The organism is Pseudomonas sp. Nvir, from assembly GCF_963778085.1.
GTDB classification, from domain to species: domain Bacteria; phylum Pseudomonadota; class Gammaproteobacteria; order Pseudomonadales; family Pseudomonadaceae; genus Aquipseudomonas; species Aquipseudomonas juntendi.
On record NZ_OY970405.1, the window covers coordinates 1,210,225 to 1,235,182 of the forward strand.

General features: G+C 63.3%; 23 protein-coding genes. 11 read left to right on the forward strand and 12 right to left on the reverse strand.

From position 1 onward, the window contains the following. Positions 1 to 217: 217 nt before the first annotated feature. A complete protein-coding gene (locus AACG97_RS05870) occupies positions 218 to 427 on the forward strand; it encodes a cold-shock protein (RefSeq protein ID WP_003252255.1) in 210 nt (69 codons plus the stop codon). A gap of 90 nt (positions 428 to 517) precedes the next feature. Here the strand turns inward: AACG97_RS05870 and AACG97_RS05875 are convergent, their stop codons facing one another. The 4 genes from AACG97_RS05875 to AACG97_RS05890 all read right to left on the reverse strand — a co-directional run bounded on the left by AACG97_RS05875 (position 518) and on the right by AACG97_RS05890 (position 5,562). Beyond that, the gene (locus AACG97_RS05875) at positions 518 to 895 is read right to left on the reverse strand and encodes a hypothetical protein (protein WP_009686969.1); all 378 of its coding nucleotides are present in this window, start codon (positions 893 to 895) and stop codon (positions 518 to 520) included. A 17-nt stretch (positions 896 to 912) separates the two neighbouring features. Further along, positions 913 to 1,725 (reverse strand): putative RNA methyltransferase, encoded by an 813-nt coding sequence (locus AACG97_RS05880; protein ID WP_197885412.1) that lies wholly within the window; start codon positions 1,723 to 1,725, stop codon positions 913 to 915. Next, the gene (gene dapE, locus AACG97_RS05885; RefSeq protein ID WP_225785859.1) at positions 1,725 to 2,876 is read right to left on the reverse strand and encodes a succinyl-diaminopimelate desuccinylase; all 1,152 of its coding nucleotides are present in this window, start codon (positions 2,874 to 2,876) and stop codon (positions 1,725 to 1,727) included. The genes AACG97_RS05880 and dapE overlap by 1 nt, the downstream gene beginning before the upstream one ends. A gap of 94 nt (positions 2,877 to 2,970) precedes the next feature. After that, positions 2,971 to 5,562 carry a glycosyltransferase gene (locus tag AACG97_RS05890; RefSeq protein ID WP_029885084.1) on the reverse strand — a complete coding sequence of 864 codons (2,592 nt, stop codon included), beginning with the start codon at positions 5,560 to 5,562 and terminating at the stop codon, positions 2,971 to 2,973. Between the two features lie 119 nt (positions 5,563 to 5,681). Between AACG97_RS05890 and tcdA the strand changes: the two genes are divergently transcribed. After that, a complete protein-coding gene (gene tcdA / locus AACG97_RS05895; RefSeq protein WP_009686964.1) occupies positions 5,682 to 6,491 on the forward strand; it encodes a tRNA cyclic N6-threonylcarbamoyladenosine(37) synthase TcdA in 810 nt (269 codons plus the stop codon). A gap of 71 nt (positions 6,492 to 6,562) precedes the next feature. Here the strand turns inward: tcdA and AACG97_RS05900 are convergent, their stop codons facing one another. The 4 genes from AACG97_RS05900 to AACG97_RS05915 all read right to left on the reverse strand — a co-directional run bounded on the left by AACG97_RS05900 (position 6,563) and on the right by AACG97_RS05915 (position 9,670). Then, positions 6,563 to 6,973, reverse strand: a complete 411-nt coding sequence (locus AACG97_RS05900; RefSeq protein WP_054890075.1) for a SufE family protein — start codon at positions 6,971 to 6,973, stop codon at positions 6,563 to 6,565. After that, a complete protein-coding gene (locus AACG97_RS05905; RefSeq protein WP_054890074.1) occupies positions 6,970 to 8,175 on the reverse strand; it encodes a cysteine desulfurase in 1,206 nt (401 codons plus the stop codon). Before AACG97_RS05905 ends, AACG97_RS05900 begins: the two co-directional genes overlap by 4 nt. An 81-nt stretch (positions 8,176 to 8,256) precedes the next feature. Then, entirely contained in the window at positions 8,257 to 9,291 is a 1,035-nt protein-coding gene (gene dapD, locus AACG97_RS05910; RefSeq protein ID WP_009686960.1) for a 2,3,4,5-tetrahydropyridine-2,6-dicarboxylate N-succinyltransferase, read from the reverse strand. A gap of 31 nt (positions 9,292 to 9,322) precedes the next feature. Then, a complete protein-coding gene (locus AACG97_RS05915) occupies positions 9,323 to 9,670 on the reverse strand; it encodes an ArsC family reductase (protein WP_054881204.1) in 348 nt (115 codons plus the stop codon). A gap of 374 nt (positions 9,671 to 10,044) precedes the next feature. Here AACG97_RS05915 and AACG97_RS05920 point away from each other — a divergent pair, with 374 nt between their 5' ends. After that, the gene (locus tag AACG97_RS05920) at positions 10,045 to 11,691 is read left to right on the forward strand and encodes a Na+/H+ antiporter (RefSeq protein WP_054890073.1); all 1,647 of its coding nucleotides are present in this window, start codon (positions 10,045 to 10,047) and stop codon (positions 11,689 to 11,691) included. Positions 11,692 to 12,235: 544 nt separating this feature from the next. Here the strand turns inward: AACG97_RS05920 and dapC are convergent. From dapC to AACG97_RS05940, 4 genes are read right to left on the reverse strand one after another with little or no spacing between them, the layout of a single operon-like run. Further along, a complete protein-coding gene (gene dapC / locus AACG97_RS05925; RefSeq protein WP_125855216.1) occupies positions 12,236 to 13,432 on the reverse strand; it encodes a succinyldiaminopimelate transaminase in 1,197 nt (398 codons plus the stop codon). Between the two features lie 30 nt (positions 13,433 to 13,462). Further along, positions 13,463 to 16,165, reverse strand: a complete 2,703-nt coding sequence (locus AACG97_RS05930; protein WP_054890071.1) for a [protein-PII] uridylyltransferase — start codon at positions 16,163 to 16,165, stop codon at positions 13,463 to 13,465. Between the two features lie 32 nt (positions 16,166 to 16,197). Then, entirely contained in the window at positions 16,198 to 16,980 is a 783-nt protein-coding gene (gene map / locus AACG97_RS05935) for a type I methionyl aminopeptidase (RefSeq protein WP_009686955.1), read from the reverse strand. Continuing rightward, positions 16,980 to 17,291: a hypothetical protein gene (locus AACG97_RS05940; RefSeq protein ID WP_232555003.1), complete on the reverse strand. Its 312-nt coding sequence runs from the start codon at positions 17,289 to 17,291 to the stop codon at positions 16,980 to 16,982. The genes map and AACG97_RS05940 overlap by 1 nt, the downstream gene beginning before the upstream one ends. A 175-nt stretch (positions 17,292 to 17,466) precedes the next feature. Between AACG97_RS05940 and rpsB the strand changes: the two genes are divergently transcribed. The 8 genes from rpsB to rseP all read left to right on the forward strand — a co-directional run bounded on the left by rpsB (position 17,467) and on the right by rseP (position 24,926). Continuing rightward, positions 17,467 to 18,204, forward strand: a complete 738-nt coding sequence (gene rpsB / locus AACG97_RS05945) for a 30S ribosomal protein S2 (protein ID WP_003252287.1) — start codon at positions 17,467 to 17,469, stop codon at positions 18,202 to 18,204. Positions 18,205 to 18,389: 185 nt separating this feature from the next. Then, positions 18,390 to 19,253 (forward strand): translation elongation factor Ts, encoded by an 864-nt coding sequence (gene tsf / locus AACG97_RS05950; protein WP_009686951.1) that lies wholly within the window; start codon positions 18,390 to 18,392, stop codon positions 19,251 to 19,253. Positions 19,254 to 19,431: 178 nt separating this feature from the next. Next, positions 19,432 to 20,175, forward strand: a complete 744-nt coding sequence (gene pyrH / locus AACG97_RS05955) for a UMP kinase (protein ID WP_009686950.1) — start codon at positions 19,432 to 19,434, stop codon at positions 20,173 to 20,175. After that, the gene (gene frr, locus AACG97_RS05960) at positions 20,172 to 20,729 is read left to right on the forward strand and encodes a ribosome recycling factor (protein WP_029886984.1); all 558 of its coding nucleotides are present in this window, start codon (positions 20,172 to 20,174) and stop codon (positions 20,727 to 20,729) included. The genes pyrH and frr overlap by 4 nt, the downstream gene beginning before the upstream one ends. Positions 20,730 to 20,744: 15 nt before the next feature. Further along, positions 20,745 to 21,500, forward strand: a complete 756-nt coding sequence (gene uppS, locus AACG97_RS05965) for a polyprenyl diphosphate synthase (RefSeq protein WP_009686947.1) — start codon at positions 20,745 to 20,747, stop codon at positions 21,498 to 21,500. Continuing rightward, a complete protein-coding gene (locus AACG97_RS05970; RefSeq protein ID WP_029886983.1) occupies positions 21,500 to 22,315 on the forward strand; it encodes a phosphatidate cytidylyltransferase in 816 nt (271 codons plus the stop codon). The genes uppS and AACG97_RS05970 overlap by 1 nt, the downstream gene beginning before the upstream one ends. Continuing rightward, positions 22,312 to 23,502, forward strand: a complete 1,191-nt coding sequence (gene ispC, locus AACG97_RS05975) for a 1-deoxy-D-xylulose-5-phosphate reductoisomerase (protein WP_029886982.1) — start codon at positions 22,312 to 22,314, stop codon at positions 23,500 to 23,502. Before AACG97_RS05970 ends, ispC begins: the two co-directional genes overlap by 4 nt. Before the next feature lie 71 nt (positions 23,503 to 23,573). After that, positions 23,574 to 24,926, forward strand: a complete 1,353-nt coding sequence (gene rseP / locus AACG97_RS05980; protein ID WP_115293490.1) for an RIP metalloprotease RseP — start codon at positions 23,574 to 23,576, stop codon at positions 24,924 to 24,926. Positions 24,927 to 24,958: the final 32 nt, after the last annotated feature.

Sequence of the window (24,958 nt, forward strand, 5' to 3'; positions counted from 1 at the left end):
GTGTGATGTTCAGGTGAGTATCCAGTTAATTAGTCTGCCGTATGTGCGTAAGTTCAGCAAAAATCGGCCAACAGCGGGACCGTCATCAATTTTTTTTGTGCTGTGGCATATACTCGGCCTGCCACTTGCAGGTTATTTCGGCAAGCGGCGTTGGCACGGGGCAAGTGAGCCCATGCCTGCACGGCGATCTTCACAATAAAAAACCGGAGTAGTTCAGATGTCGTCTCGTGAGACTGGGAATGTAAAGTGGTTCAACGATGCCAAGGGTTATGGCTTCATTCAGCGCGAAGGTGGTGCGGATGTATTCGTCCACTATCGGGCGATTCGCGGTGAGGGGCATCGTACCCTGGTCGAAGGGCAGCGGGTTGAATACGCTTGCGTGCAGGGCCAGAAAGGCCTGCAAGCCGAAGACGTGGTAGGCCTCTGAGCCTTAAGCTATAAGCTTCAAGCTGCAAGTGACCGTGTACTTGCAGCCTGATGCGAGCCTGCTTGAAACTTGCAGCTTGAAGCTTCAAGCTCAAGACGTACGCCAGGTGATTTCCTCTTCACCGTCGGCGCTGATACGGACCCAGCGGTCGGCATCCTCCTCGCCGTCTTCCTCGACCCAGCCACCCGGTGCGCAGCGTACTTCCACCCCCAGTGCGGCGAATGCAGCGCGGGCGCAGGCAATATCGTCGGCCCAGGGGGTCTGGTCGCTTTCCAGGTATAGGCTGTTCCATTTCCCTACAGCCTTCGGTAACCAAGTGACCGGAATGTTACCGGCCTGGCATTTGAAGGTCTGGCCTTTCTGCTTCCATTCGCTGCACGGGCCGATCGCCTGGGCAAGCCACCCGGCAATCTGTTTGTGGTCGACGTCGGCGTCCTTCAGGTAGATCTCGATATCAGGTTGGCGCATAAGGGCTCCGGGTGTGCTCAGTCTTGGCGCACAAAATAGTCATAACGCATGGAAACCGTTACCTCGAACGGCTCGGGCTGGTCGATTACCCGTGCACGTTTTTCGGCGCTGGCGCGCCAGCCGTGTGGGGTCATGGCCAGCAGGTCGGCGCGGGCCTTGGGGGCTGCCAGGCTCAGGCGCAACGCCAGGGTTTCGCTGTGGGCATGGAACATGCCCTCGGGGACCAGGGCCAGGTGCTTGTCGTCGGCGTAGGGGCGTACTTCATCGTAGAGCACTTCACGCAGTTCCATCAGGTGGCCGCTGGTCGGGCCTACCCGCATCAGGCCACCGCCGGGGCTGAGCAGGCGTTTGGCTTCGGCCCAGTCCAGCGGGCTGAATACGCTGGCGATGAACTGGCAGCTGGCATCGGCCAGCGGCACGCGGGCCATGCTGGCGACCATCCAGGTGACAGCCGGTGCGCGGCGGCAGGCACGCTTGACCGCCTCGCGAGAGATATCCAGGGCGTAACCGTCGGCCGCGGGCAGGGCCTGGGCCAACTGCGCGGTGTAGTAACCCTCGCCGCAGCCAATGTCCAGCCACGCACCGGGCTGGCGCTCGGCGGCCAGTTCGGCCAGGCGCTGGGCCACCGGCGCGTAGTGGCCGCCGTCGAGAAAGTCGCGACGTGCCTCGACCATGGCCTGGTTGTCACCCGGGTCACGGCTGTTCTTGTGCTGCACCGGCAGCAGGTTCAGGTAGCCCTGGCGGGCCCGGTCGAAGCGGTGGCCTGCCGGGCAGGCCACGCCGTTGTCGACTTGCGCCAGCGGCGCCTGGCAAAGGGGGCAGGCAAGCATCAGGCGAGCAACCGGACCAGGGTCTGGTAGTAGATTTCGGTCAGCAGGTCGAGGTCGCTGGCCAGAATCCGCTCGTCCACCTGGTGGATGGTGGCGTTGACCGGGCCCAGCTCGACCACCTGGGTGCCCAGGGTGGCGATGAAGCGGCCATCGGACGTGCCGCCGCTGGTCGACGGTTGGGTGTCGCGGCCGGTGACACCTTTGATGCTGGCCGAAATGGCACCCAGCAGCTCGCCCGGCTCGGTGAGGAACGGCAGGCCTGACAGCGCCCAGTCGATCGACCAGTCCAGTTCGTGCTTGTCGAGGATCGCCGACACCCGCGCCTGCAGGCCTTCGACGGTGGACTCGGTGGAGAACCGGAAATTGAACAGCGCAGTCAGCTCGCCCGGAACCACGTTGGTGGCACCGGTGCCGGCGTTGAGGTTGGAGATCTGGAAGCTGGTCGGCGGGAAGAATGCATTGCCTTCGTCCCAGTGCTCGGCTGCCAGCTCCGCCAGGGCCGGTGCGGCCAGGTGAATGGGGTTGCGCGCCAGGTGCGGGTACGCCACATGGCCCTGTTTGCCGCGGACGGTCAGCTTGGCGCCCAGCGAGCCACGGCGGCCGTTCTTGACCACGTCACCCAGCAGGGTGGTGCTGGACGGTTCGCCGACGATGCACCAGTCCAGGCGCTGGTTACGTGCTTTGAGGCGTTCGACCACAGCCTTGGTGCCGTGGTGGGCCGGGCCTTCCTCGTCGCTGGTGATCAGGAACGCGACCTTGCCGCGGTGGTCGGGGTAATCCTGCACGAAGCGTTCGCTGGCAACCACCATGCAGGCCAGGCTGCCTTTCATGTCGGCTGCGCCGCGGCCGCAGAGCATGCCGTCGGCGTCGATCAGCGCATCGAACGGTTCATGTTGCCATTGCTGCACGGGGCCGGTGGGCACCACGTCGGTGTGGCCGGCGAAGCACAGTACCGGGCCTTCCTGCTGGCCATGGGTCGCCCAGAAATTGTCGACGTCTTCGATGCGCATCGGCTCGAGCTGGAAGCCCACGGCGCCGAGGCGGTTCATCATTTGCGCCTGGCAATCGGCGTCGACGGGGGTGACGGAGGGGCGACGGATCAGGTCGCAGGCCAGTTGAAGGGTAGGCGAGAGCTCGGCAGGGGCCGTCATGGGGAACTCCGGGGCAAGGCAAGGCGGGGAAATCTGAGGGGCGTTATCTTATAGCAAACCAGTCGCGAAAGGGGCGCCAAGCGCCCCCAACATCTCAAGCCTGCTGCGCCTCGGCAGCCTTGTGCGCAGGCTTGGGCAGCGACGACAGCAGCGCCATCACCAGTGCCGCCACGTACGGCAACGACTGCACCAGCAGCATGGCCATCCAGAAGCGCATGTCCGAGCTCGGCAGCCCCTGCACCAGGTAGATACCCAGCGCTGCGCCCCACAACAGCAGCATGATGAACAGTTCCTCGCGCGCCTCGGCAATCGCCACCAGCAAACCATGGCTGTCGGCATGCTTTGGCGTGCGGATGAACGGCATGCTGCTGGTGAAGAACCCGTACAGCACCGCTTTGGCGATGGTATGCGACAGCGCCAGCCCCGCCAGCGCCGCCGCGAAGGCATCCTTCATGTTGACCCCCACCGCACGCCGGTAGAGGAACAGGATCTTGCCGACCTTGAAGAAGAACAGCGCCAGCGGCGGGATGGCGAAAATCATCAGTGGCGGGTCGACCCGGTGCGGCACGATGATCATCGCGGCCGACCACAGCAGCGCGCCGATGGTGAAGAAAATGTTCATGCCATCGGCGATCCAGGGCAGCCAGCCGGCCAGGAAGTGGTAGCGCTGGCCGCGCGTCAGCTGGCTACCCGTGCCGCGCAGCAGGGCGCCGGCGTGGTGCTTGATGATCTGGATGGCACCGTATGCCCAGCGGAAGCGCTGTTTCTTGAAATCGATGAACGTGTCGGGCATCAAGCCCTGGCCATAACTGTTGTGGGCATAAGCGGCCGACAGGCCCTTTTCGAACACACGCAGGCCCAGTTCGGCGTCCTCGCAGATACACCACTCGGCCCAGCCCAGTTCTTGCAGCACGCTGCGCCGGGTCATGGTCATGGTGCCATGCTGAATGATCGCGTCACGGTCGTTGCGGGTGACCATGCCGATGTGGAAGAAGCCCTTGTATTCGCTGTAGCACAGCTTCTTGAATGCACTTTCGTGTTGGTCGCGGTAGTCCTGCGGCGACTGCACCACGGCAATTTTCGGGTCGGCGAAGTGCGGCACCATGTGCTTGAGCCAGTTGCGGTCGACGCAGTAGTCCGAGTCGATCACCGCGATCACTTCGGCGTCTGGCGCGGTGTGCGGGATCAGGTAGTTCAGCGCGCCGCCCTTGAAGCCAGCCAAGGGCGCGACGTGGAAGAACTTGAACCGTTCGCCGAGCTTTTCGCAATGGGCCTTGAGCGGTTCCCACACGGCCGGGTCCTTGGTGTTGTTGTCGATCACCAGCACTTCATAATCGGGGTAATCCAGCGCGGCCAGGGCGTCGAGGGTCTGCTTGACCATTTCTGGCGGCTCGTTGTAGCACGGTACATGCACCGACACCTTGGGCCGGTAGGCGCTGTCGGCCTGTACCGGCAGGAACTCGCGGCGGCGCTTGTGGATCCACACCGCCTCGGCCAGTTCATGCGCTTCGGTGAGCAGTACGATGAACACCCCCAATGCGCCGAGCGCCAGCAACACGCCGACGGTCAGGCTGAACCAGGTGCTGTATTGCTGGCTGTAGTCGTAGGCGATCCACACCAGCACCGACCCGCACAGGAAGGTGATGAACGTCAGGAAGGTCCGGCCGCGTTGGCGCAAGGCCGAGCCGTCGATGAACAGCACCATCAGCGCGATCATGGCCAGCACCACCGACGCGACCGCCAGGGCGCGCCACTGCGGAATCGCCACCACGGGCCCCTCGAAGTTGAACTTCTGCTGGCGCTCCGCGTTGTAAACGCCCCAGTAAGCGCCTACCGAGCCTTCGTCACTGGCCTTCCAAGGCTGGTCATAGGCTTCGATGACAAAATAGTTGTAGCCACGGCGGTTGAGCGTGTTGACCAAGGTGCGCAGGTAGATGGCCTGATCGGCCTGGGTGGCATCGGCACCCCCGCGCATGCGGCCATTGCTCGGCCAGCCGACCTCCGACAGCAACAGCGGCTTGCGCGGGAACTGCTGCTTCAGCTCGCGGGCACGGTCGAGCACGAACTCCACCGAGTCTTTCATCGGCACGAATTCCCAGTAAGGCAGGATGTGCGCGGCAATCAGGTCGACGTGCCTGGCCAGCTCCGGGTGTTCCTTCCAGATATGCCATTGCTCACTGGTGGTTACCGGGACCTTGACCGCGGCACGTACCCTGTCCAGGTACTTGATGAGGTTTTCCGGTGTCACTTCTTCGCGGAACAGCGCCTCGTTACCCACCACTACGCGGACCACGCTGCGCGAGGTATTGGCCAACTCGATGGCGGTGGCAATTTCCCGCTCGTTGCGTTCGAGGTCGGGGCTGATCCAGATGCCCAGTGTCACCCGCAGGCCGAACTCCTCGGCCAGCCGTGGGATGTCTGCCTGGGTGCCTTCCACGGTGTAAATGCGGATGCTGTCGGTCAGTTTGCTGAGTTGTTCCAGGTCCTGACGCATTTCTTCGTCACTGGGGTACTGGCCCTTTTGCGGGCTTTCACCCAGGCGGAAAGGCGAATACGAGAAGCCAGAGATTTGTTCTGGCCAGGCGGGCGCGGAAACCGGGCGATTGATCAGCGCCCAGAAGCCGGTGAACAACGCAGCGATGGCCAGCACCACAACCAGGTTCAGGCCGAATTTACGTGAAGACATTGTCGTCCATTTCTGTCGAAGTGATAGGACATTAAAGCAGGGTTAGTAGTCCATTTCCTAACGGTGCAGGCCTTGGGCTCGCTGGCATATAATGCGCGCCGGTTTTTTGGGGTATGAACATGAGTACAGAAGATCCACGCTTCGCCGGCGTTGCCCGGCTGTACGGCGATCAAGGCCTGCAACGCCTGGGCCAGGCCCATGTGGCGGTGGTCGGGATTGGCGGGGTGGGTTCGTGGGTGGCCGAAGCGCTGGCGCGCAGTGGCGTGGGCGAAATCACCCTGTTCGACCTGGACGATGTCTGCGTCAGCAACACCAACCGCCAGGCCCACGCCCTGGAAGGGCAGGTGGGGCGCCCCAAGGTCGAGGTCATGGCCGAGCGCCTGCGGGCGATCAACCCGGCCTGCACGGTGCATGCAGTCGCCGATTTCGTCACCCGCGACACCATGGTCGAGTACATCACCGAACACCTGGACTGCGTGATCGACTGCATCGACAGCGTCATGGCCAAGGCCGCGCTGATCGCCTGGTGCCGCCGGCGCAAGATCGCCATCGTCACCACCGGGGGGGCCGGCGGGCAGATCGACCCCACGCAGATCCAGATCGCCGACCTCAACAAGACCTTCAACGATCCGCTGGCCTCGCGGGTCCGCTCCACGTTGCGGCGTGACTACAACTTCTCGCGCAATGTCAGCCGCAACTATGGCGTGCCGTGCGTGTTTTCCAGTGAGCAACTGCGTTACCCCAAGGGCGATGGCAGCGTGTGCCTGCAGAAAAGCTTCGTTGGCGAAGGCGTGCGGCTGGATTGTGCCGGCGGCTTTGGCGCGGTGATGATGGTGACCGCCACCTTTGGCATGGTGGCAGCGAGCAAGGCGATAGAGAAACTGGTGGCCGGTGCGCGACGGCCATCGGAGCGGGTCAAGCCCGTGTAAATCCCTGTAGGAGCGGCCTCGTGTCGCGATGGGGCGCGCAGCGCCCCCAACGATGTTGGCCCCCACCCCAGTTAACGTTTGACCACCAGCTCTGCCATGCGCTGCAACACCGCATGCAGCCCATTGCTGCGCGATGGCGACAGCTGGCGCTCCAGCCCCAGCTGGCTGAACCACCCCCGCAGGTCGAGCGCCAGCAGTTCACCGCTGGTCAAACCCTGCACCCGCACCAGCAACAAGGCCAGCAGCCCGCGTAACAAACGGGCATCGCTACCGGCCTTGAACCGCCATGCGCCATCGGCCTGCTCGGCCACCAGCCACACCAGGCTTTCGCAACCGTGCACCCGGTTGGCCTCGGTTTTTTCGCTGGCAGCCAGCGGCTCCAGCTGGTCGCCCCATTGCATCAGCAAGCGAGCACGCTGTTCCCAGCCCTTGCCCTGTTCGAACGCGGCCAGCGCCTGTAGCGCCTGTTCCGGCAGGCTCATCGCAACAACTCCAGGCCTTGGTCCAGCGCGTCGAAGAAGCGCTGCAGGTCGCTGCTGTCGTTGTACAAGCCCAACGACACACGGATCGCACCCTCCAGGCCCAGCCCCTTCAGCAGCGGCATGGCGCAGTGGTGCCCGGCACGCACGGCAATGCCCTGCTCGGTGAGCAGGTGGGCGATATCGGCATTGTGCACGCCCTCGATGACGAAACTGGCCAGCGCCGCCTGTGGCGTGCCCAGCACCCGGATACCCTCGCGGTCGGCCAGGCCGCGCAGCAGTTGCTGATGCAGGCTGTTTTCGTGGGCGGCGACCGCGTGGCTATCGAGGCTGGCCAGGTAGGCAAGGGTCGCGCCCAGGCCGATCACCCCGGCAATGGGCGGGGTGCCCGCTTCGAAACCCAACGGCGCCGGGCGGAAGCTGGCGCTATGGTAGTCGGCCAGTTGCACCATCTCACCGCCAAACTGCCAATGGCGCAGCAGCTCGAAGGCCTGGCTGCGGCCGTAGAGCACGCCGACACCGTCCGGGCCATACAGCTTGTGGCTGGAAAACACATAGAAGTCGCAGCCCAGCTGCTGCACATCATGGCGCCCATGGACCACGCCCTGGGCGCCGTCGACCACGGTCACCGCACCTTGCGCACGGGCATGGGCCAGCAGGGCAGGCAAGGGCTGCCAGGTGCCCAGCACGTTGGACAACTGGCTGACGGCCAGTACCCGGGTGCGTGGGCCTACCAACTGCAGGGCCTGGTCCAGGTCGATGTGGCCGTGAATGTCCAGCGGCAGTACCACCAGGCGCAGGTCGTGCCGCTGCGCCAGTTGCTGCCAGGGCAGCAGGTTGGCATGGTGCTCCAGCGCGCTGACGGCAATTTCGTCGCCCGCCTCGAAGCGGTGCTCCAGGCCATAGGCCAGCAGGTTCAACGCCGAAGTGGCGCCATGGGTGAACACGATCTGCCGGGCATCGGCGGCGTTGAGCCAGGCGGCCACCTTGTTGCGGCTGGTTTCGAAAGCCTGGGTCGCCAGTGCACCGGGCAAGTGCTGGGCGCGGTGTACGTTGGCCGCGCCATGGGCGTAGTAATGGCCCAGGGCATCCAGCAAGGCTTGCGGCTTCTGGGTGGTGGCGGCGCTGTCCAGGTATGTCTGGTGCTGCCGTTGCAGGGCGTCGATGGCGGGGAAATCGGCACGCCAGGGGGAGGGCTGGAACATGATCGCGGGGCCTGGAATGAAAAACGGGTCTGGCGTGTTGGCGCCAGACCCGATGTTAACACCTCAAACCGTGCAAGGTTCTCAGTTGTGGGCGTGCAATGCTTCGTTCAGCTCGATGGCCGACTTGTGGGTCTTGCATTCCACTGCTCCGTTCAGCGAGTTGCGGCGGAACAGCAGGTCGGTCTGGCCTGCCAGGTCACGCGCCTTGACCACCTTGACCAGTTCGTTGTTCTCGTCCAGCAGGTTCACCTTGGTGCCGGCAGTGATGTACAGGCCCGCTTCGACGGTGTTGCGGTCACCCAGCGGGATACCGATACCGGCGTTGGCGCCGATCAGGCAGCCTTCGCCGACCTTGATGACGATGTTGCCGCCACCGGACAGGGTGCCCATGGTCGAGCAGCCGCCGCCCAGGTCCGAGCCCTTGCCGACGAATACGCCAGCGGAAACCCGGCCTTCGATCATGCCCGGGCCTTCGGTGCCAGCGTTAAAGTTGACGAAGCCTTCGTGCATGATGGTGGTGCCTTCGCCAATGTAGGCGCCCAGGCGCACACGGGCGGTGTCGGCGATACGCACGCCGGCGGGGACCACGTAGTCGGTCATTTTCGGGAACTTGTCCACCGAGAACACTTCCAGCAACTCGCCTTTGAGGCGTGCTTCGAGTTGCAGTTCGGCCAGTTCGCTCAGGTCGACCGCACCCTGGTTGGTCCAGGCCACGTTCGGCAGCAGCGGGAAGATGCCGGCCAGGCTCACGCCGTGTGGCTTGACCAGGCGGTGCGACAGCAGGTGCAGCTTGAGGTAGGCCTCGGGGGTCGAAGCCAGCGCAGCGTCTTCGGCCAGCAGGGTGGCGACCAGCGGCTTGTGGCTTTCGGCCAGGCGGGTCAGCAGCGCGGCCTGGGCGGCATCCACGCCTTTCACCGCTTCGGCCAGTTGGGCGGCCTGGGCGTTGCTGAAGGCGATGGCCTGGTTGCCACCCTGGTAACCAAGAACAGGCGCGACTGCGGCGACCAGTTCGGCGCTTGGGTTGAGCAGGGGTTGTGCGTAGAACACTTCCAGCCAGGCGCCCTGGCGGTTCTGGGAGCCGACACCGAAGGCCAGGCTGAACAGGGTATTGGACATGTGATTACCTCGTGCGAAATAGGGTAGGGGCTCAGGCGAAGGCTGCGGCGTACAGGTCAGGCTTGAAGCCGACCAACGTGCGCGCGCCAAGGTCGAGCACCGGGCGCTTGATCATCGACGGCTGGGCCAGCATCAGCTCGACGGCCTTGGCCTGGTCGAGGTCTGCCTTGCTGGCGTCGTCCAGCTTGCGGAACGTGGTGCCGGCACGGTTGAGGATGACTTCCCAGCCGTGTTCGTCGCACCAGCGGTTCAGGCTGTCACGGTCGATGCCTTGGGTCTTGTAGTCGTGGAATTCGTAGGCGATGGACTGGTCTTCGAGCCAGGTACGCGCTTTTTTCATGGTGTCGCAGGCTTTGATGCCGTAGAGCGTGTAGGTCATTGTGTGCATTGGGGATCACAGGTTGCCCCAACCTCTCCGTTTTTCGATTTCAGTCGCGGGATTATGCGGGAACGGAGATGTGAGCGCCACGGGTGTGCTTGTCTTGGGTTTTGCGGGCGGCGCAGATGTGCAGGTCTTGGGTCTTGCATCGCTTATGAGATCGAGCGCCGCGCGGGCGGCGCGCGATCTCGCAGGCGCTGCAAGACTCACGGCAGGCCCAACCACCCAACCGAAGTATCATCATGTTACATATTCATCCGCCACCTGCGACTATCGTGCAGCGGCCCCGGTTCGCCGATCGCCGCTAACATATTGTTTCAATGGCGATGTTTCGCCCTGTTGTCGTTTCTGGTTCATAAAGGAAGCCTTACCGGATGCAGTCCGCCTACACCGTCCTCATCCTGTTGACCTTGGTCAGCCTGTCGAAACTGGTCGGTCGCCTGATTCCGCTGCCCTTGCCGCTGGTGCAGATCGCCGCTGGCGCCTTGCTGGCGTGGCCGACCCTGGGCCTGCATGTGGCGCTGGACCCCGAGCTGTTCCTGTTTCTGTTCCTGCCGCCACTGCTGTTCGCCGATGGCTGGCGGATTCCCAAGCGCGAACTGTGGCGCCTTCGAGGGCCGGTGGTGGCGCTGGCGGTAGGGCTGGTGCTGTTTACTGTGGTCGGGGCCGGTTACTTCATTCACTGGCTGATGCCCAGCATCCCGCTGCCGGTGGCCTTCGCCTTGGCCGCCGTGTTGTCGCCGACCGACGCCGTTGCCGTATCGGCCATTACCCAGGACCGCCTACCCACCCCGCTGATGCATATGCTGCAGGGCGAGGCGCTGATGAACGACGCCTCTGGCCTGGTGACCTTCAAGTTCGCCCTGGCGGCCGCAATCACCGGGGCCTTCTCGCTGGCCGACGCCAGCTTCAGCTTCGTGCTGGTAGCACTGGGGGGCCTGGCAGTGGGCGTGGCCCTGAGCTGGCTGATCGGCCGCCTGCGCATGTGGATGATCACCCGGGGCTGGGACGACCCTGCGACCCATGTCGTGTTCATGCTGCTGTTGCCGTTCGCGGCTTATGTACTGGCCGAGCGGCTGGGCGTGTCGGGCATTTTGTCGGCAGTGGCCGCCGGCATGATGCAGAGCTGGCTCGACCTGCTGCCACGCCAGACCAGCACCCGCCTGCTCAACCGCAGCGTCTGGTCGCTGCTGGAGTTCGCCTTCAATGGCCTGATTTTCCTGCTACTGGGCCTGCAGTTACCGGACATCATCAAGGCTGTGGTCAGCCACGAAACCACCGTGTGGCCGACCCTGGCCTACCGCTGCCTGGATGTGCTGGCGATTTTTGCCGCGCTGATCCTGCTGCGTTTCATCTGGGTGCAGAGTATCTGGCGCGCGATCGGCGTGCTGCGCCGCTGGCGCGGTAAGCCGGCGCTGGTGCTGGTGCCTACGGCGCGCTCCTGCTGGCTGCTGACCTTCGGCGGCGTGCGGGGTGCAGTGACCCTGGCGGGTGTGATGTCGGTGCCATTGCTGATGGGGGCAGGCAAGGCGTTCCCGGAACGGGACCTGCTGATTTTCATCGCGGCAGGGGTGATCCTGCTATCGCTGGTCAGCGCCTGTATCGCCTTGCCGCTATTGCTGCGCGGGGTGACCAAAAGCGCCGACGAGCGCTTGCAACAGGAGGTGCAGGAAGCCTGGCGGCGCACGGCAGAAGCGGCGATCCATGCCCTGGAGGCGGAGGAAGTGATCGACAGCAATGCGCCGCAGGATGCAGACCAGGCAACCATGGCCACGGAACTGAAGGCGCGCCTGATGGCGGAGTACCGGGATGAGCTGGACAGTTATAACGACACGGCCGAAGCCAAGGCACTGGCCGAGCAGATGGATTTGCTGGAGCGCCGCTTGCGCCTGCGGGCGCTAAGGGCGCAGCGGCTGGAGCTGTACAACCTGCATCGTCAGCACGAGGTGGGCGATGAAGTGGTGCGGCAGGTGCTGGGCGAGCTGGACATGAGTGAGGCGAACCTGGGCCAGGTCAAATAAAGCGCTGGGGCTGCCTTGTAGCAACAGGTATCTCACCTACCCCGGTAGGAGCAACTGTCTTTCTGCAAATTTGAAAAGCCTGCGCGATTCATTGTGGGAGCGGGCTTGCCCGCGAAGCAGGCGACGCGGTGTCTGGCACCGGCTGCGCCGGTGTTCGCGGGCATGCCCGCTCCCACAGGGGCTGCTCTGGCTTGGCGTTGCCCCCGAACTTGCAGGAGCAACTTTCTTTCTCAAAATTTGAAAAGCCTGCGCGATTCAACCTGTGGGAGCGGGCAAGCCCGCGAAGCAAGCGACGCGGTGTATGGCACCGGCTTTGCCGGTGTTCGCGGGCACGCCCGCTCCCACAGGGCCTGCGCTGGCTTGGAGTTGCCGCCGTACTTGCAGGAGCAACTGTGTTGCTCAAAATTTGAAAAGCCTGCGCGATTCATTGTGGGAGCGGGCAAGCCCGCGAAGCAGGCGACGCGGTGTATGGCACCGGCTGCGCCGGTGTTCGCGGGCACGCCCGCTCCCACAGGAACCGCGTACAAACCGCCCCCCGATCCTGTCAGCGGCTTTGCAGAAACGCGCGAATGCGCTCGGCAGCTTCGATGCACTCGGCCAGCGGTGCAACCAAGGCCATGCGGACACGCCCGGCCCCCGGGTTCACACCACCCACTTCCCGCGAAAGGTAAGACCCCGGCACCACCGTCACATGCTGGGCTTCGAACAGGTCACGGGTGAACTCGGCATCGTCGCCAGGCACCTTGGCCCACAGGTAGAAGCTGCCGTCCGGGCGCTGTACGTCCAGTACCGGCTGCAGGATCTCCAGCACGGCATCGTATTTGGCGCGGTACTGGTCGCGGTTTTCGCGCACGTGCGCTTCATCCTGCCAGGCGGCGATGCTCGCCAGTTGGGTTTGCACCGGCATGGCGCAGCCGTGGTAGGTACGGTACAGCAGGAATGGCTTGATGATGTCGGCGTCGCCGGCAACGAAGCCCGAGCGCAGGCCCGGCAGGTTGGAGCGCTTGGACAGGCTGTGGAAGACCACGCAACGTTTGAAGTCGCTGCGGCCCAGCTCCGCGCAAGCGCTCAACAGGCCCGGCGGCGGGGCGTCTTCGTCGAAGTACAGTTCGCTGTAGCACTCATCGGCGGCGATCACGAAGTCATGCTCGTCGGCCAGGGCAATCAGCGTTTTCAGGGTGTCCATGGGCACCAGCGCCCCGGTCGGGTTGCCCGGCGAGCACAGGAACAGGATCTGGCAGCGCTGCCAGACATCGGCCGGCACGGCGTCGAAGTCCGGGTTGAAGCCATTGGCCTCCAGGCACGGCAGGTAGTGTGGGGTGGCACCGGCCAGCAGGGCTGCGCCTTCATAGATCTGGTAGAAAGGGTTCGGGCTGACCACCAGGCCGTCATCGGCGCGGTTGACCACGGCCTGGGTGAAGGCGAACAGCGCCTCGCGGGTGCCATTGACCGGCAGGATATGACGGTCGGCGTCGAGCCAGCCGGCGGGCACGCCAAACCGCTGCTCGCACCACTGGCCAATAGCCTGGCGCAGCGCCGGCAGGCCGAGGGTGCTGGGATAGACAGCCAGCTTGTCGAGGTTGTCGGCCATGGCCTGGGCGACGAACGCCGGCGATTCGTGCTTCGGCTCACCGATCGACAGGGCGATGGCGCGTTTGTCCGCCGCAGGCTTCACGGTGCCCAGCAGGGCGCGAAGCTTTTCGAACGGGTAGGGCTGAAGCTGGGTCAAGGCATGGTTCATCGGCGCAAGGTCTCGTCAATCGTCTAATCGTTAAATGGTCAGGCGGCTCGGGCTGGTGTCGCTGCCTTGGCCGGCCTGCAGCTGCTGCACGATAGCTTCCTGCAGGCGGCTGCACAGTTGCGGGTCGGACAGCGGCTGGTTGTCGGCATCGGTGATGAAGAACACGTCTTCGACCCGTTCGCCGAGGGTGGCGATCTTGGCGTTCTGCAGTGACAGGTCGAATTCCAGGAAAATCCGCCCCAGCCGGGCCAGCAGGCCAGGGCGGTCGGGGGCCGTAATCTCCAGAATGGTCACCGGCCGTTGGGCATCGTTGAGGATGGTCACCTGTGGCGGGAAGTCGAAGTGCTTGAGCTGGCGGGGCACCCGGCGCTGAATGATGGTCGGGTAGTTCTCGGGGTTGCGCAAGGCTTCGCTCAGGCCGTCGCGAATCTGCCGCACCCGTTGCGGGTTGTCGCCAATCGAGCCGCCGTCGTTGTCCAGCACGATGTAGGTGTCGAGGGTGAACTGGCTGCTGGAGGTGATGATTCGCGCGTCGTGAATGTTCAGGTTCAGCTGCGACATGGCCGCTACCGTCACCGCAAAGAAGTCGTGCTGGTCCGGGGCGTAGATGAAGATCTGCGTGCCACCCTCGAACTCGCGCTGGGTGGTTTCCTTGATCAGCACCAGAGGGCCGCCATCGGCGGGCTGCTGCAGGATCGCATCACTGTGCCAGGCCACGTCGGCCGCAGTGTGCTTGAGGAAGTAGTCATCGCCCAGCTGCGACCACAATTGTTCGACGTCGTCCGGGTCGGTGCCCTCGCGCACCAGGATGTCCAGGGCGGCAGACTGGGTTTGGCGAATCTGCTCTTCGCGGTCCAGCGGGTTTTCCAGGCCGCGGCGCAAGGCCCGCTTGGTCTCGGTGTAAAGCTGGCGCAACAGGCTGGCGCGCCACGAGTTCCACAAGCTGGGGTTGGTGGCATTGATATCGGCCACGGTCAGCACGTACAGGTAGTCCAGGCGCGTTTCGTCGCCGACGTGCAGGGCGAAGTCGTTGATCACCTGCGGGTCGGACAGGTCCTTGCGCTGGGCGGTGGTAGACATCACCAGGTGGTTGAGCACCAGCCAGACGATCAGCCGGCTGTCCCACGCGGGCAGTTGGTGGCGTTCGCAGAACTTCTGCGCGTCTACTGCACCGAGCTCCGAGTGGTCACCGTGGCGGCCCTTGCCGATGTCGTGGTACAGGCCGGCCAGGTAGATCAGCTCGGGTTTGGGCAGGCGCCCCATGAGCTTGCTGGCCAGCGGAAACTTCTCGGACACCGGTGTGTACTGCAGCTTGCGCAGGTGCTTGATGAGGTTGAGGGTGTGCGCATCCACGGTATAGATGTGGAACAGGTCGTGCTGCATCTGCCCGACGATCAGGCCGAACTCGGGCAGGTAACGCCCCAGGATGCCGTAGCGGTTCATTCGGCGCAGGTTACGGTGTATGCCGATCTCGCACTTGAACAGCTCGATGAACAGGCTGGTATTGCGGATGTCGGTGCGGAACGTGTCGTCGATCAGGTGCCGGTGTTCGCGCAGCAGGCGCACGGTATCGGCGCGTACACCCTTGATTTCCGGGTGCTGGGCCATCAGCACGAACATCTCCAGCATGGCGAACGGCGTGCGCTTGAACACGTTCGGCCGGGTGGCCTCGATATAGCCGTCATGCAGGCGGAAGCGCGCATTCAGCGGCTGGGTGCTGCCACTGTCCTCGTCGGCGAGGATGACCTCCTCGAAGTGCTGGATGATCAGGTCGCACAGCTGGCTGATGCTCATCACCACCCGGTAGTACTGGGTCATGAACTGCTCGATCGCCCGCTTGGGGTTCTCGTCGTGGTAGCCCAGCAGTTCGGCCAGGCTGCGCTGGTGGTCGAACAACAGGCGGTCTTCGGCGCGGCCGGCCAGCATGTGCAGGGCGTAACGCACCTTCCATAGAAAGTCCTGCGACGAGGCCAGCAGTTCGTTCTCGCTTTCCAGCAGGAAGCCTTCGCCAGCCAGTGCGAGCAGGTTCAAGGTGCCGTATTGGCGGCGCGCCACCCACAGTACGGTCTGGATATCGCGCAGGCCGCCAGGGGACCCTTTGACGTTGGGTTCCAGGTTGTACTCGGTGTCGTTGTACTTGTGGTGGCGGGCCTTGAGTTCGGCGCGCTTGGCCAGGAAGAACTCCTTGCTCGGCCACATGTGCGCGGTGCTGGTCACGTCCAGCATGCGTTGGCGCAACGGCTCCGGGCCGGCGATGGTGCGGCTTTCCATCAGGTTGGTGATCACCGTGAGGTCGGCGCGGGCCTGTTCGGCACACTCGTCCACGGTACGCACGCTCTGGCCGACTTCCAGGCCTATGTCCCACAGCAGGGTCAGAAACCGTTCGATGGCATCGCGGTACTGTTCATGATCGGCAGCGCCCAGGAGGATCAGCAGGTCGATGTCCGAATGCGGGTGCAGTTCACCGCGCCCGTAGCCACCCACCGCAACCAGGGCGATGCCGCTGTGGTCCCCCCAGTCGAACTGGTTCCAGGCCTGTTGCAGGATATTGTCGACCAGCCAGGCACGGGCCTCGATCAGCGGGCGAATGTCGCCGCCGGCGCGGAAACGCTTGTCGAGCACCTCGCCGGCCAGGCGGATGGCTTTCTTGAAAGCGGCGATAGGGCTCGCCTTGAGGGCCAGTTCCGCCTGGAACTGGCCGCGGTCGAACAGTTCGGGGTCCACCTGGGGCATCGCGTCACGTTCCTGTCGTGGGTTGGCCGGGCTCAGGCCGAGGTGCGCGGGATCGTATCGTCCTTGCGCAGGGTGAAGATCTCGTAGCCGGTCGCAGTCACCACCAAGGTGTGCTCCCACTGGGCCGAGAGCTTGCGGTCCTTGGTGATGGCGGTCCAGCCGTCGCCCAGCACCTTGGTGTCGGCCTTGCCCTGGTTGATCATGGGTTCGATGGTGAAGGTCATGCCTTCCTTCAGTTCCATGCCCGTGCCTGCGCGGCCGTAGTGGAGGATCTGCGGTTCTTCGTGGAACACCTTGCCGATACCGTGGCCGCAGAATTCACGCACCACCGAGAAGCCGTTCTTTTCGGCGTGCTTCTGGATCACTTCACCGATGTCGCCCAGGCGGCACCCCGGCTTGACCAGTTCAATGGCCTTGTACATGCATTCCTGGGTCACCTTGGACAGGCGCTCGGCCCATGCCGGCACGGTGCCGACGTGGAACATGCGGCTGGTATCGCCGTGGTAGCCGTCCTTGATCACGGTGACGTCGATGTTCAGCGTGTCACCGTCCTTGAGCGGCTTGTCGTTGGGGATGCCGTGGCAGACCACATGGTTGATCGAGGTGCAGATCGACTTCGGGTAGCCTTTGTAGTTGAGCGGCGCCGGGATGGCCTGCTGAACATTGACGATGTAGTCGTGGCACAGGCGGTCCAGCGCTTCTGTGGTGACGCCGGGCTTGACGTGTTCCTCGATCATTTCCAGCACTTCGGCAGCCAGGCGGCCAGCGATGCGCATCTTTTCGATGTCTTCTGCGGTCTTGATGGTAACGGTCATTACAGGCTCTCTACGGCGCCGTGCACGGCGCGAACAAACGGGAAAGGGCTTATTCTATCAGAGCGTCCAGCTGCAAGCTGCAAGCTGCAAGTGGCAAGTGGCAAGTGGCAAGTGGCAAGTGGCAAGCTACAAGAAGAAGCGGATCGTGCGTCGGCTGCTTTTTGCTTTTTGCTTTTTGCTTTTTGCTTTTTGCTTTTTGCTTTTGCTTTTGCTTTTGCTTTTGCTTTTGCTTTTGCTTTTGCTTTTGCTTTTGCTTTTGCTTGCAGCTTGCAGCTTGCAGCTTGCAGCTTCCAGCTTCCAGCTGCTTCCACCGGGTTCCGTTTGCCCGCGGTCTGTGGTATAACATGCGCCGCTTTCGGGCACGACCCCGTCAGCATTTAACCCACACACGTGTCGACACGATGACCTGGGTGCCCCGAGTTGCAGAATTCGCGGGTTGGTCATTGGGATACGTGGAGGCCCAACCCGACTTATCAAGGAACTATCATGTCCCAAGTCAATATGCGCGATATGCTGAAGGCCGGTGTGCACTTCGGCCACCAGACCCGTTACTGGAACCCGAAAATGGGCAAGTACATTTTCGGCGCGCGTAACAAGATCCACATCGTCAACCTGGAAAAAACCCTGCCAATGTTCAACGACGCTCTTTCGTTCGTAGAGCGCCTGGCCCAGGGCAAGAACAAGATCCTGTTCGTCGGCACCAAGCGTTCCGCCGGCAAGATCGTCGCCGAGCAAGCTGCTCGTTGCGGTTCGCCATACGTTGACCACCGTTGGTTGGGCGGCATGCTGACCAACTACAAAACCATCCGCGCCTCGATCAAGCGTCTGCGCGACCTGGAAACCCAGGCCGAAGATGGCACTTTCGCCAAGCTGACCAAGAAAGAAGCCCTGATGCGCTCCCGCGACCTGGAAAAACTGGATCGCAGCCTGGGCGGCATCAAGGACATGGGTGGTCTGCCAGACGCTCTGTTCGTTATCGACGTTGATCACGAGCGCATCGCGATCACCGAAGCCAACAAACTGGGTATCCCGGTTATCGGCGTTGTCGATACCAACAGCAGCCCGGAAGGTGTTGACTACATCATCCCAGGTAACGATGACGCCATTCGCGCTATCGAGCTGTACATGACTTCGATGGCTGACGCCGTCATCCGCGGCCGCAACAACGTTGCCGGCGGCACTGAAGTCTACGCTGAAGAAGCGGCTGCACCTGCTGCTGAGTAATAGGCGCTAGCGTCTACTTGGCACGCGAAAAGGGGGCTCTGCCCCCTTTTTGCCACCTTGAAATCCTGCTGTCAGCATCGGCCCCGCATCATGGGCCTGCTGGAACACAAGCAGCGGATTTGCAGAATTTAACGCCCGTGACCAACGGGTGGAATGGTTGAAAAACTTTCCAAGAGGATTTTGAAATGGCAGCAATTACTGCAGCGCTGGTCAAAGAACTGCGCGAGCGTACCGGCGAAGGCATGATGGATTGCAAAAAGGCCCTGGAAAAGGCCGGCGGCGACATCGAAAAAGCCATTGACGACATGCGTGCCTCGGGCGCCATCAAGGCCGCCAAAAAGGCAGGCAACGTCGCTGCTGAAGGCGCTATCGCGGTCAAGACCGACGGTAAATCCGCCGTTCTGCTGGAAGTGAACTCGCAGACCGACTTCCTGGCCCTGCAAGACGACTTCAAGAACTTCGTTGCTGAAAGCCTCGAAGAAGCCTTCGCCCAGAAGCTGACCGACGCTGCGCCGCTGATCGCTTCGCGTGAAGCTGCTCGTGAAGCCCTGGTCGCCAAGTGCGGCGAGAACGTCAACATCCGCCGCCTGGTGCGCGTTGAGGGTGACGTTGTCGGTGCCTACCTGCACGGCAACAAGATCGGTGCCGTTGTTGTCCTGAACGGCGGCGACGTCGAGCTGGCCAAGAACATCGCCATGCACGTGGCTGCGTCGAACCCTGAGTTCCTGGATTCGTCGGAAATCTCCGCCGAGGCCATCGAGCGTGAGAAGGGCGTGTTCCTGCAACTGAACGCTGACAAGATCGCCGGCAAGCCAGAGAACATCGTTGAGAACATGATCAACGGCCGTATCACCAAGTTCAAGGCTGAAGCCTCGCTGAAAGAGCAGGCTTTCGTCATGAACCCGGAAGTCAAAGTTGGCGAGCTGGCCAAGAAAGCCGGTGCTGAAATCGTTTCCTTCACCTACTTCAAAGTAGGCGAGGGCATCGAGAAGCCAGTCGACGACTTCGCTGCTGAAGTTGCCGCTCAGGTAGCTGCTGCCAAGCAGTAAGACAGCCCCGTCTGTCGCCCCAAAGAGGCTGCCCGCTCACGCGCGCAGCCTCTTTGTCAAAGCGGGAACGGTTTACAGAAACCGCTGCTCGCGGACGCAATCGTTGCGTCACGTTACAGTTACAAGCAGGCTCAAGCAGCCCGCAAGAATTTTACAAACGCCGCAGGAGAGATTCGCAATGGCTCAGCAGGGCAGTGGTCATCAGGCTCGCTATAAACGCATTCTACTCAAACTTAGCGGCGAGGCCCTGATGGGCTCGGAAGAGTTCGGGATCGACCCCAAGGTCCTGGATCGCATGGCGCTGGAAGTCGGCCAACTGGTCGGCATCGGTGTTCAGGTAGGCCTGGTGATCGGTGGTGGCAACCTGTTCCGTGGCGCGGCGCTCAGTGCAGCCGGCATGGACCGTGTTACCGGCGACCACATGGGGATGCTGGCCACCGTGATGAATGCCCTGGCCATGCGCGACGCGCTGGAGCGGGCGAACATCACTGCCATCGTCATGTCGGCGATCTCCATGGTGGGTGTCACCGATCATTACGACCGTCGCAAAGCCATGCGTCACCTCAACGCCAAGGAAGTCGTGATTTTCGCCGCCGGTACTGGCAACCCGTTCTTCACCACCGACTCTGCCGCTTGCCTTCGCGCCATCGAAATCGATGCCGACGTGGTATTGAAGGCAACCAAGGTCGATGGTGTATACACTGCAGATCCATTCAAGGACCCGCATGCCGAGAAGTTCGATCATCTGACCTACGATGAAGTGCTGGATCGCAAGCTGGGGGTAATGGATCTCACGGCAATCTGCCTGTGCCGCGACCACAAGATGCCGCTGCGCGTCTTCAACATGAACAAGCCCGGCGCCCTGCTGAACATCGTGCATGGCGGCGCGGAAGGAACTCTGATCGAGGAAGTCCAGAAATGATCAACGACATCAAGAAAGACGCGCAAGAGCGCATGACCAAGTCCCTCGAGGCCCTGGCTCGCAACCTGGCGGCCATCCGTACGGGTCGCGCTCACCCAAGCATCCTGGATACCGTCAGGGTCACTGCCTGGGGCAGCGAGATGCCGCTGAACCAGGTGGCTGCAATCACCGTCGAAGATGCCCGCACGCTGAAGATCGTCGCCCACGACAAGAACCTCAGCGCGGCTATCGAAAAAGCCATCCTCACCTCTGACCTGGGCCTGAACCCGTCCAGCGCCGGTACCACCATTCGCGTGCCGATGCCGGCCCTGACCGAGGAAACCCGCAAGGGCTATACCAAGCAGGCCAGCGCTGTTGCCGAAGACGCCAAGGTAGCCGTGCGCAACGTGCGCCGCGACGCCCTGGCCGACCTGAAGAAGCTGACCAAGGACAAGGAAATCAGCGAAGACGAAGAGCGTCGCGCCGCTGATGACATCCAGAAGCTGACCGACAAGTTCGTTGCCGAGGTCGATGCTGCCTTCAAGGCCAAGGAAAAGGACCTGATGGCCGTCTGAGGCCGGGGTTTTTTAATGGAAAAGACCAAGCCAGCGGTGCCGTCCTCGGTGCCGCGTCATGTCGCGATCATCATGGACGGCAACAACCGCTGGGCAAAAAAACGCCTGCTGCCCGGCGTTGCCGGGCACAAGGCGGGTGTCGACGCCGTTCGCGCGGTCATCGAAGTCTGTGCCCAGTCCGGGGTCGAGGTGCTGACCCTGTTCGCCTTCTCCAGTGAAAACTGGCAGCGCCCCGCCGAAGAAGTCGGTGCGCTGATGGAACTGTTCTTCTCGGCCCTGCGCCGTGAGGCCAAGCGCCTCAACGAAAACAATATCAGCCTGCGTATCATCGGTGACCGCTCGCGGTTCCATCCGGAGTTGCAGGCTGCCATGCGTGAGGCCGAGGCGCTGACCGCCGGCAACAACCGCTTCATCCTGCAAATCGCTGCCAACTACGGCGGCCAGTGGGACATTGCCCAGGCCGCGCAACGGCTGGCGCGGGAAGTGCAAGCCGGGCACCTGCGCCCGGACGACATTACCCCTGGCCTGCTGCAGACGTGCCTGGCAACCGGTGAGCTGCCGTTACCGGACCTGTGTATCCGCACCGGTGGCGAGCATCGCATCAGCAATTTCCTGCTGTGGCAGCTGGCATATGCCGAGCTGTATTTCTCCGACCTGTACTGGCCGGACTTCAAACACGAGGCCATGCGTAAAGCCCTGGCCGATTTCGCTTCGCGCCAGCGCCGCTTCGGTAAGACCAGCGAGCAGGTCGAGGCTGGAGCTCGTGCTTAATGCTTAAACAACGCATCATTACCGCGCTGATCCTGCTGCCGATTGCGCTGGGTGGTTTCTTCCTGCTCAACGGTGGGGATTTTGCCCTGTTCATCGGCTTCGTAGTGACCCTCGGTGCCTGGGAGTGGGCCCGCCTGGCCGGCCTGATGGCCCAGCCGCTGCGCATTGCCTACGCCCTGGTGGTGGCCGGGGCGCTGATGCTGCTGTACATCCTGCCGGAGCTGGCCCCCTGGGTGCTCGGCGCCGCAGTGATCTGGTGGGGGTTGGCGACCTGGCTGGTGCTGACCTATCCACGCAGCAGCGAGTTGTGGGCCAGTGCTGCCTGCCGGCTGCTGATAGGCCTGCTGGTATTGCTGCCCGCCTGGCAGGGGTTGGTGCTGCTCAAGCACTGGCCGCTGGGCAACTGGCTGATTCTCTCGGTCATGGTGCTGGTGTGGGCTGCCGACATCGGCGCGTACTTCTCTGGCCGTGCATTCGGCAAGCGCAAGCTGGCCCCGCAGGTCAGCCCCGGCAAGAGCTGGGAAGGCGTGTATGGCGGGCTGGCGGTCAGCTTGCTGATCACCCTCGGTGTGGGCATAAGCCGCGACTGGGGCGTCGGCCAGGTGCTGCTCGGCCTGCTGGGTGCTGCGCTGCTGGTGATGGCCTCGGTGGTCGGTGACCTGACCGAGAGCATGTTCAAGCGCCGCTCCGGCATCAAGGACAGCAGCAACCTGCTCCCCGGCCACGGCGGTGTGCTCGACCGCATCGACAGCCTGACGGCAGCGATCCCGATCTTTGCCGTGTTGTTGTGGGCTGCCGAATGGGGTGTCATGTGACTCGCCCGCAACGTATCACCGTGCTCGGTGCCACCGGCTCCATCGGCCTGAGCACCCTGGACGTGATTGCCCGGCACCCTGATCGCTACCAGGCGTTCGCCCTCAGTGGCTATTCGCGTGTGGACGAACTGCTGGCCCTGTGCGTGCGCCACCGCCCGGCGTTCGCCGTGGTGCCGAGCAGTGAAGCGGCCATGCGGTTGCGTGCAGGTCTGGCGGCGGCCGGTTGTGCAACCGAGGTGCTCGAAGGCGATGCCGGGCTGTGCCAGGTGGCGTCGGCAAGCGAAGTGGACGCCGTGATGGCGGCCATCGTCGGGGCTGCCGGCTTGCGGCCCACCTTGGCGGCTGTCGAGGCGGGCAAGAAGGTCCTGCTGGCCAACAAGGAAGCGCTGGTGATGTCGGGGGCCCTGTTCATGGACGCCGTGCGGCGCCATGGCGCCGTGCTGCTGCCGATCGACAGCGAGCACAACGCTATCTTCCAGTGCATGCCTGGCGACTATGCCCGTGGCCTGAGTGCGGTGGGCGTGCGGCGGATCCTGCTGACGGCTTCCGGTGGCCCGTTCCGTGAAACGCCCGTCGAAGCGCTGATGGGGGTGACCCCGGAGCAAGCCTGTGCGCACCCTAACTGGTCGATGGGGCGCAAGATCTCCGTGGATTCGGCCAGCATGATGAACAAAGGGCTGGAACTGATCGAAGCCTGTTGGCTGTTCGATGCTGCGCCGGCCAAGGTCGAAGTGGTGGTGCACCCGCAGAGCGTGATCCACTCGCTGGTCGACTACGTGGATGGCTCGGTCCTCGCCCAGCTGGGCAACCCGGACATGCGCACCCCGATCGCCAACGCCCTGGCCTGGCCCGAACGGATCGACTCCGGGGTGGCGCCGCTGGACCTGTTCGCCGTCGCCCGTCTGGATTTCCAGGCGCCCGACGAACAACGCTTCCCTTGCCTGCGCCTCGCGCGGCAGGCTGCCGAAGCCGGCAACAGTGCCCCTGCCGTGCTCAATGCCGCCAACGAAGTGGCGGTGCAAGCATTTCTCGAGCGGCGTATTCGCTTCCCGGAGATCGCGGGTATGATCGAACAGGTACTCGAGCAGGAACCTGTGGTGCCCCTGCCTTCCCTGGACGCGGTATTCGCCGCCGACCAGCGGGCCCGGGAGCTTTCCCGGGAGTGGCTGCGCCGCCACGGCCGCTGATGCAGGCTCGCTACGGTGCGTGAGGGGGCAGGGTATTGCCCCGCCCCGCTGAATATCATTCGGAGATGGACATGACAGCGCTCTACATGATTATCGGCACCCTCGTGGCCCTGGGGGTGCTGGTGACCTTTCATGAATTCGGCCACTTCTGGGTCGCGCGCCGCTGCGGCGTGAAGGTGCTGCGTTTTTCGGTGGGCTTCGGCACGCCGCTGCTGCGCTGGCATGACCGCCATGGCACCGAGTTCGTCGTGGCGGCGATCCCGCTGGGCGGCTACGTGAAGATGCTCGACGAGCGCGAAGGTGATGTGCCGCCGGCGTTGCTCGGCCAGTCGTTCAACCGCAAACCGGTAGGCCAGCGTATCGCCATTGTCGCGGCCGGCCCGATCGCCAATTTCCTGCTGGCAATCGTGTTCTTCTGGCTGCTGGCGATGCTGGGTACCCAACAGGTTCGCCCGGTCATTGGTAGCGTCGATGCCGGCAGCCTGGCGGCGTCGGCCGGGCTGGCCGCAGGGCAGGAAATCGTCTCTGTGGACGGCAAGCCGACCAGCGGTTGGGCGGCGGTCAACCTGCAGCTGGTGCGGCGCCTGGGCGAGAGCGGCACCTTGCAGGTTGGCGTGCGCGACGATGGCGCCAGTCCCGAGCGCCAGTTGCAGGTCAAGCTGGACAGCTGGTTGAAGGGCGCCGATGAGCCAGACCCGATCCAGTCCCTTGGGCTGCACCCATGGCGCCCGGCGATTGCGCCGGTGCTGGCCGAGATCGACCCGAAAGGGCCGGCTGCCGCTGCGGGCCTCAAGAGCGGTGACAAGCTGCTGGCGGTCGACGGCGTTGCCGTGACCGAATGGCAGCAGGTGGTCGACAGTGTACGTGCCCGGCCGGATGCCAAGGTGCAGGTCCGCGTGGAGCGCGACGGTGCTGCCCTCGACGTGCCGGTGGTCCTGGCCCACAAGGGCGAGGGCAAGGCCGTTGCCGGGTACCTGGGTGCCGGGGTCAAAGGTGGCGAATGGCCTGCCAGCATGCTTCGCGAAGTCAGCTATGGCCCGCTGGAGGCGGTGGGCGAGGGCTTGTCACGCACCTGGAACATGAGTGTCCTTACCCTCGAATCGCTGAAGAAAATGCTGTTCGGGGAGCTCTCGGTAAAAAACTTGAGTGGACCGATAACCATTGCTAAAGTGGCGGGCGCTTCAGCCCAGTCCGGCATCGGGGATTTCCTGAATTTCCTCGCCTACCTGAGCATAAGCCTGGGGGTTCTTAACCTGCTGCCCATCCCGGTACTCGATGGGGGGCATTTGCTGTTTTATCTGGTCGAGTGGGCGCGCGGTCGTCCGCTGTCGGATCGGGTGCAAGGTTGGGGGGTCCAGATCGGTATCAGTTTGGTCATAGGGGTGATGTTGCTCGCCCTGATCAACGATCTGGGTCGACTATAAAGCTTCGCTCAATTGCGAACCCGCCGTTTTTT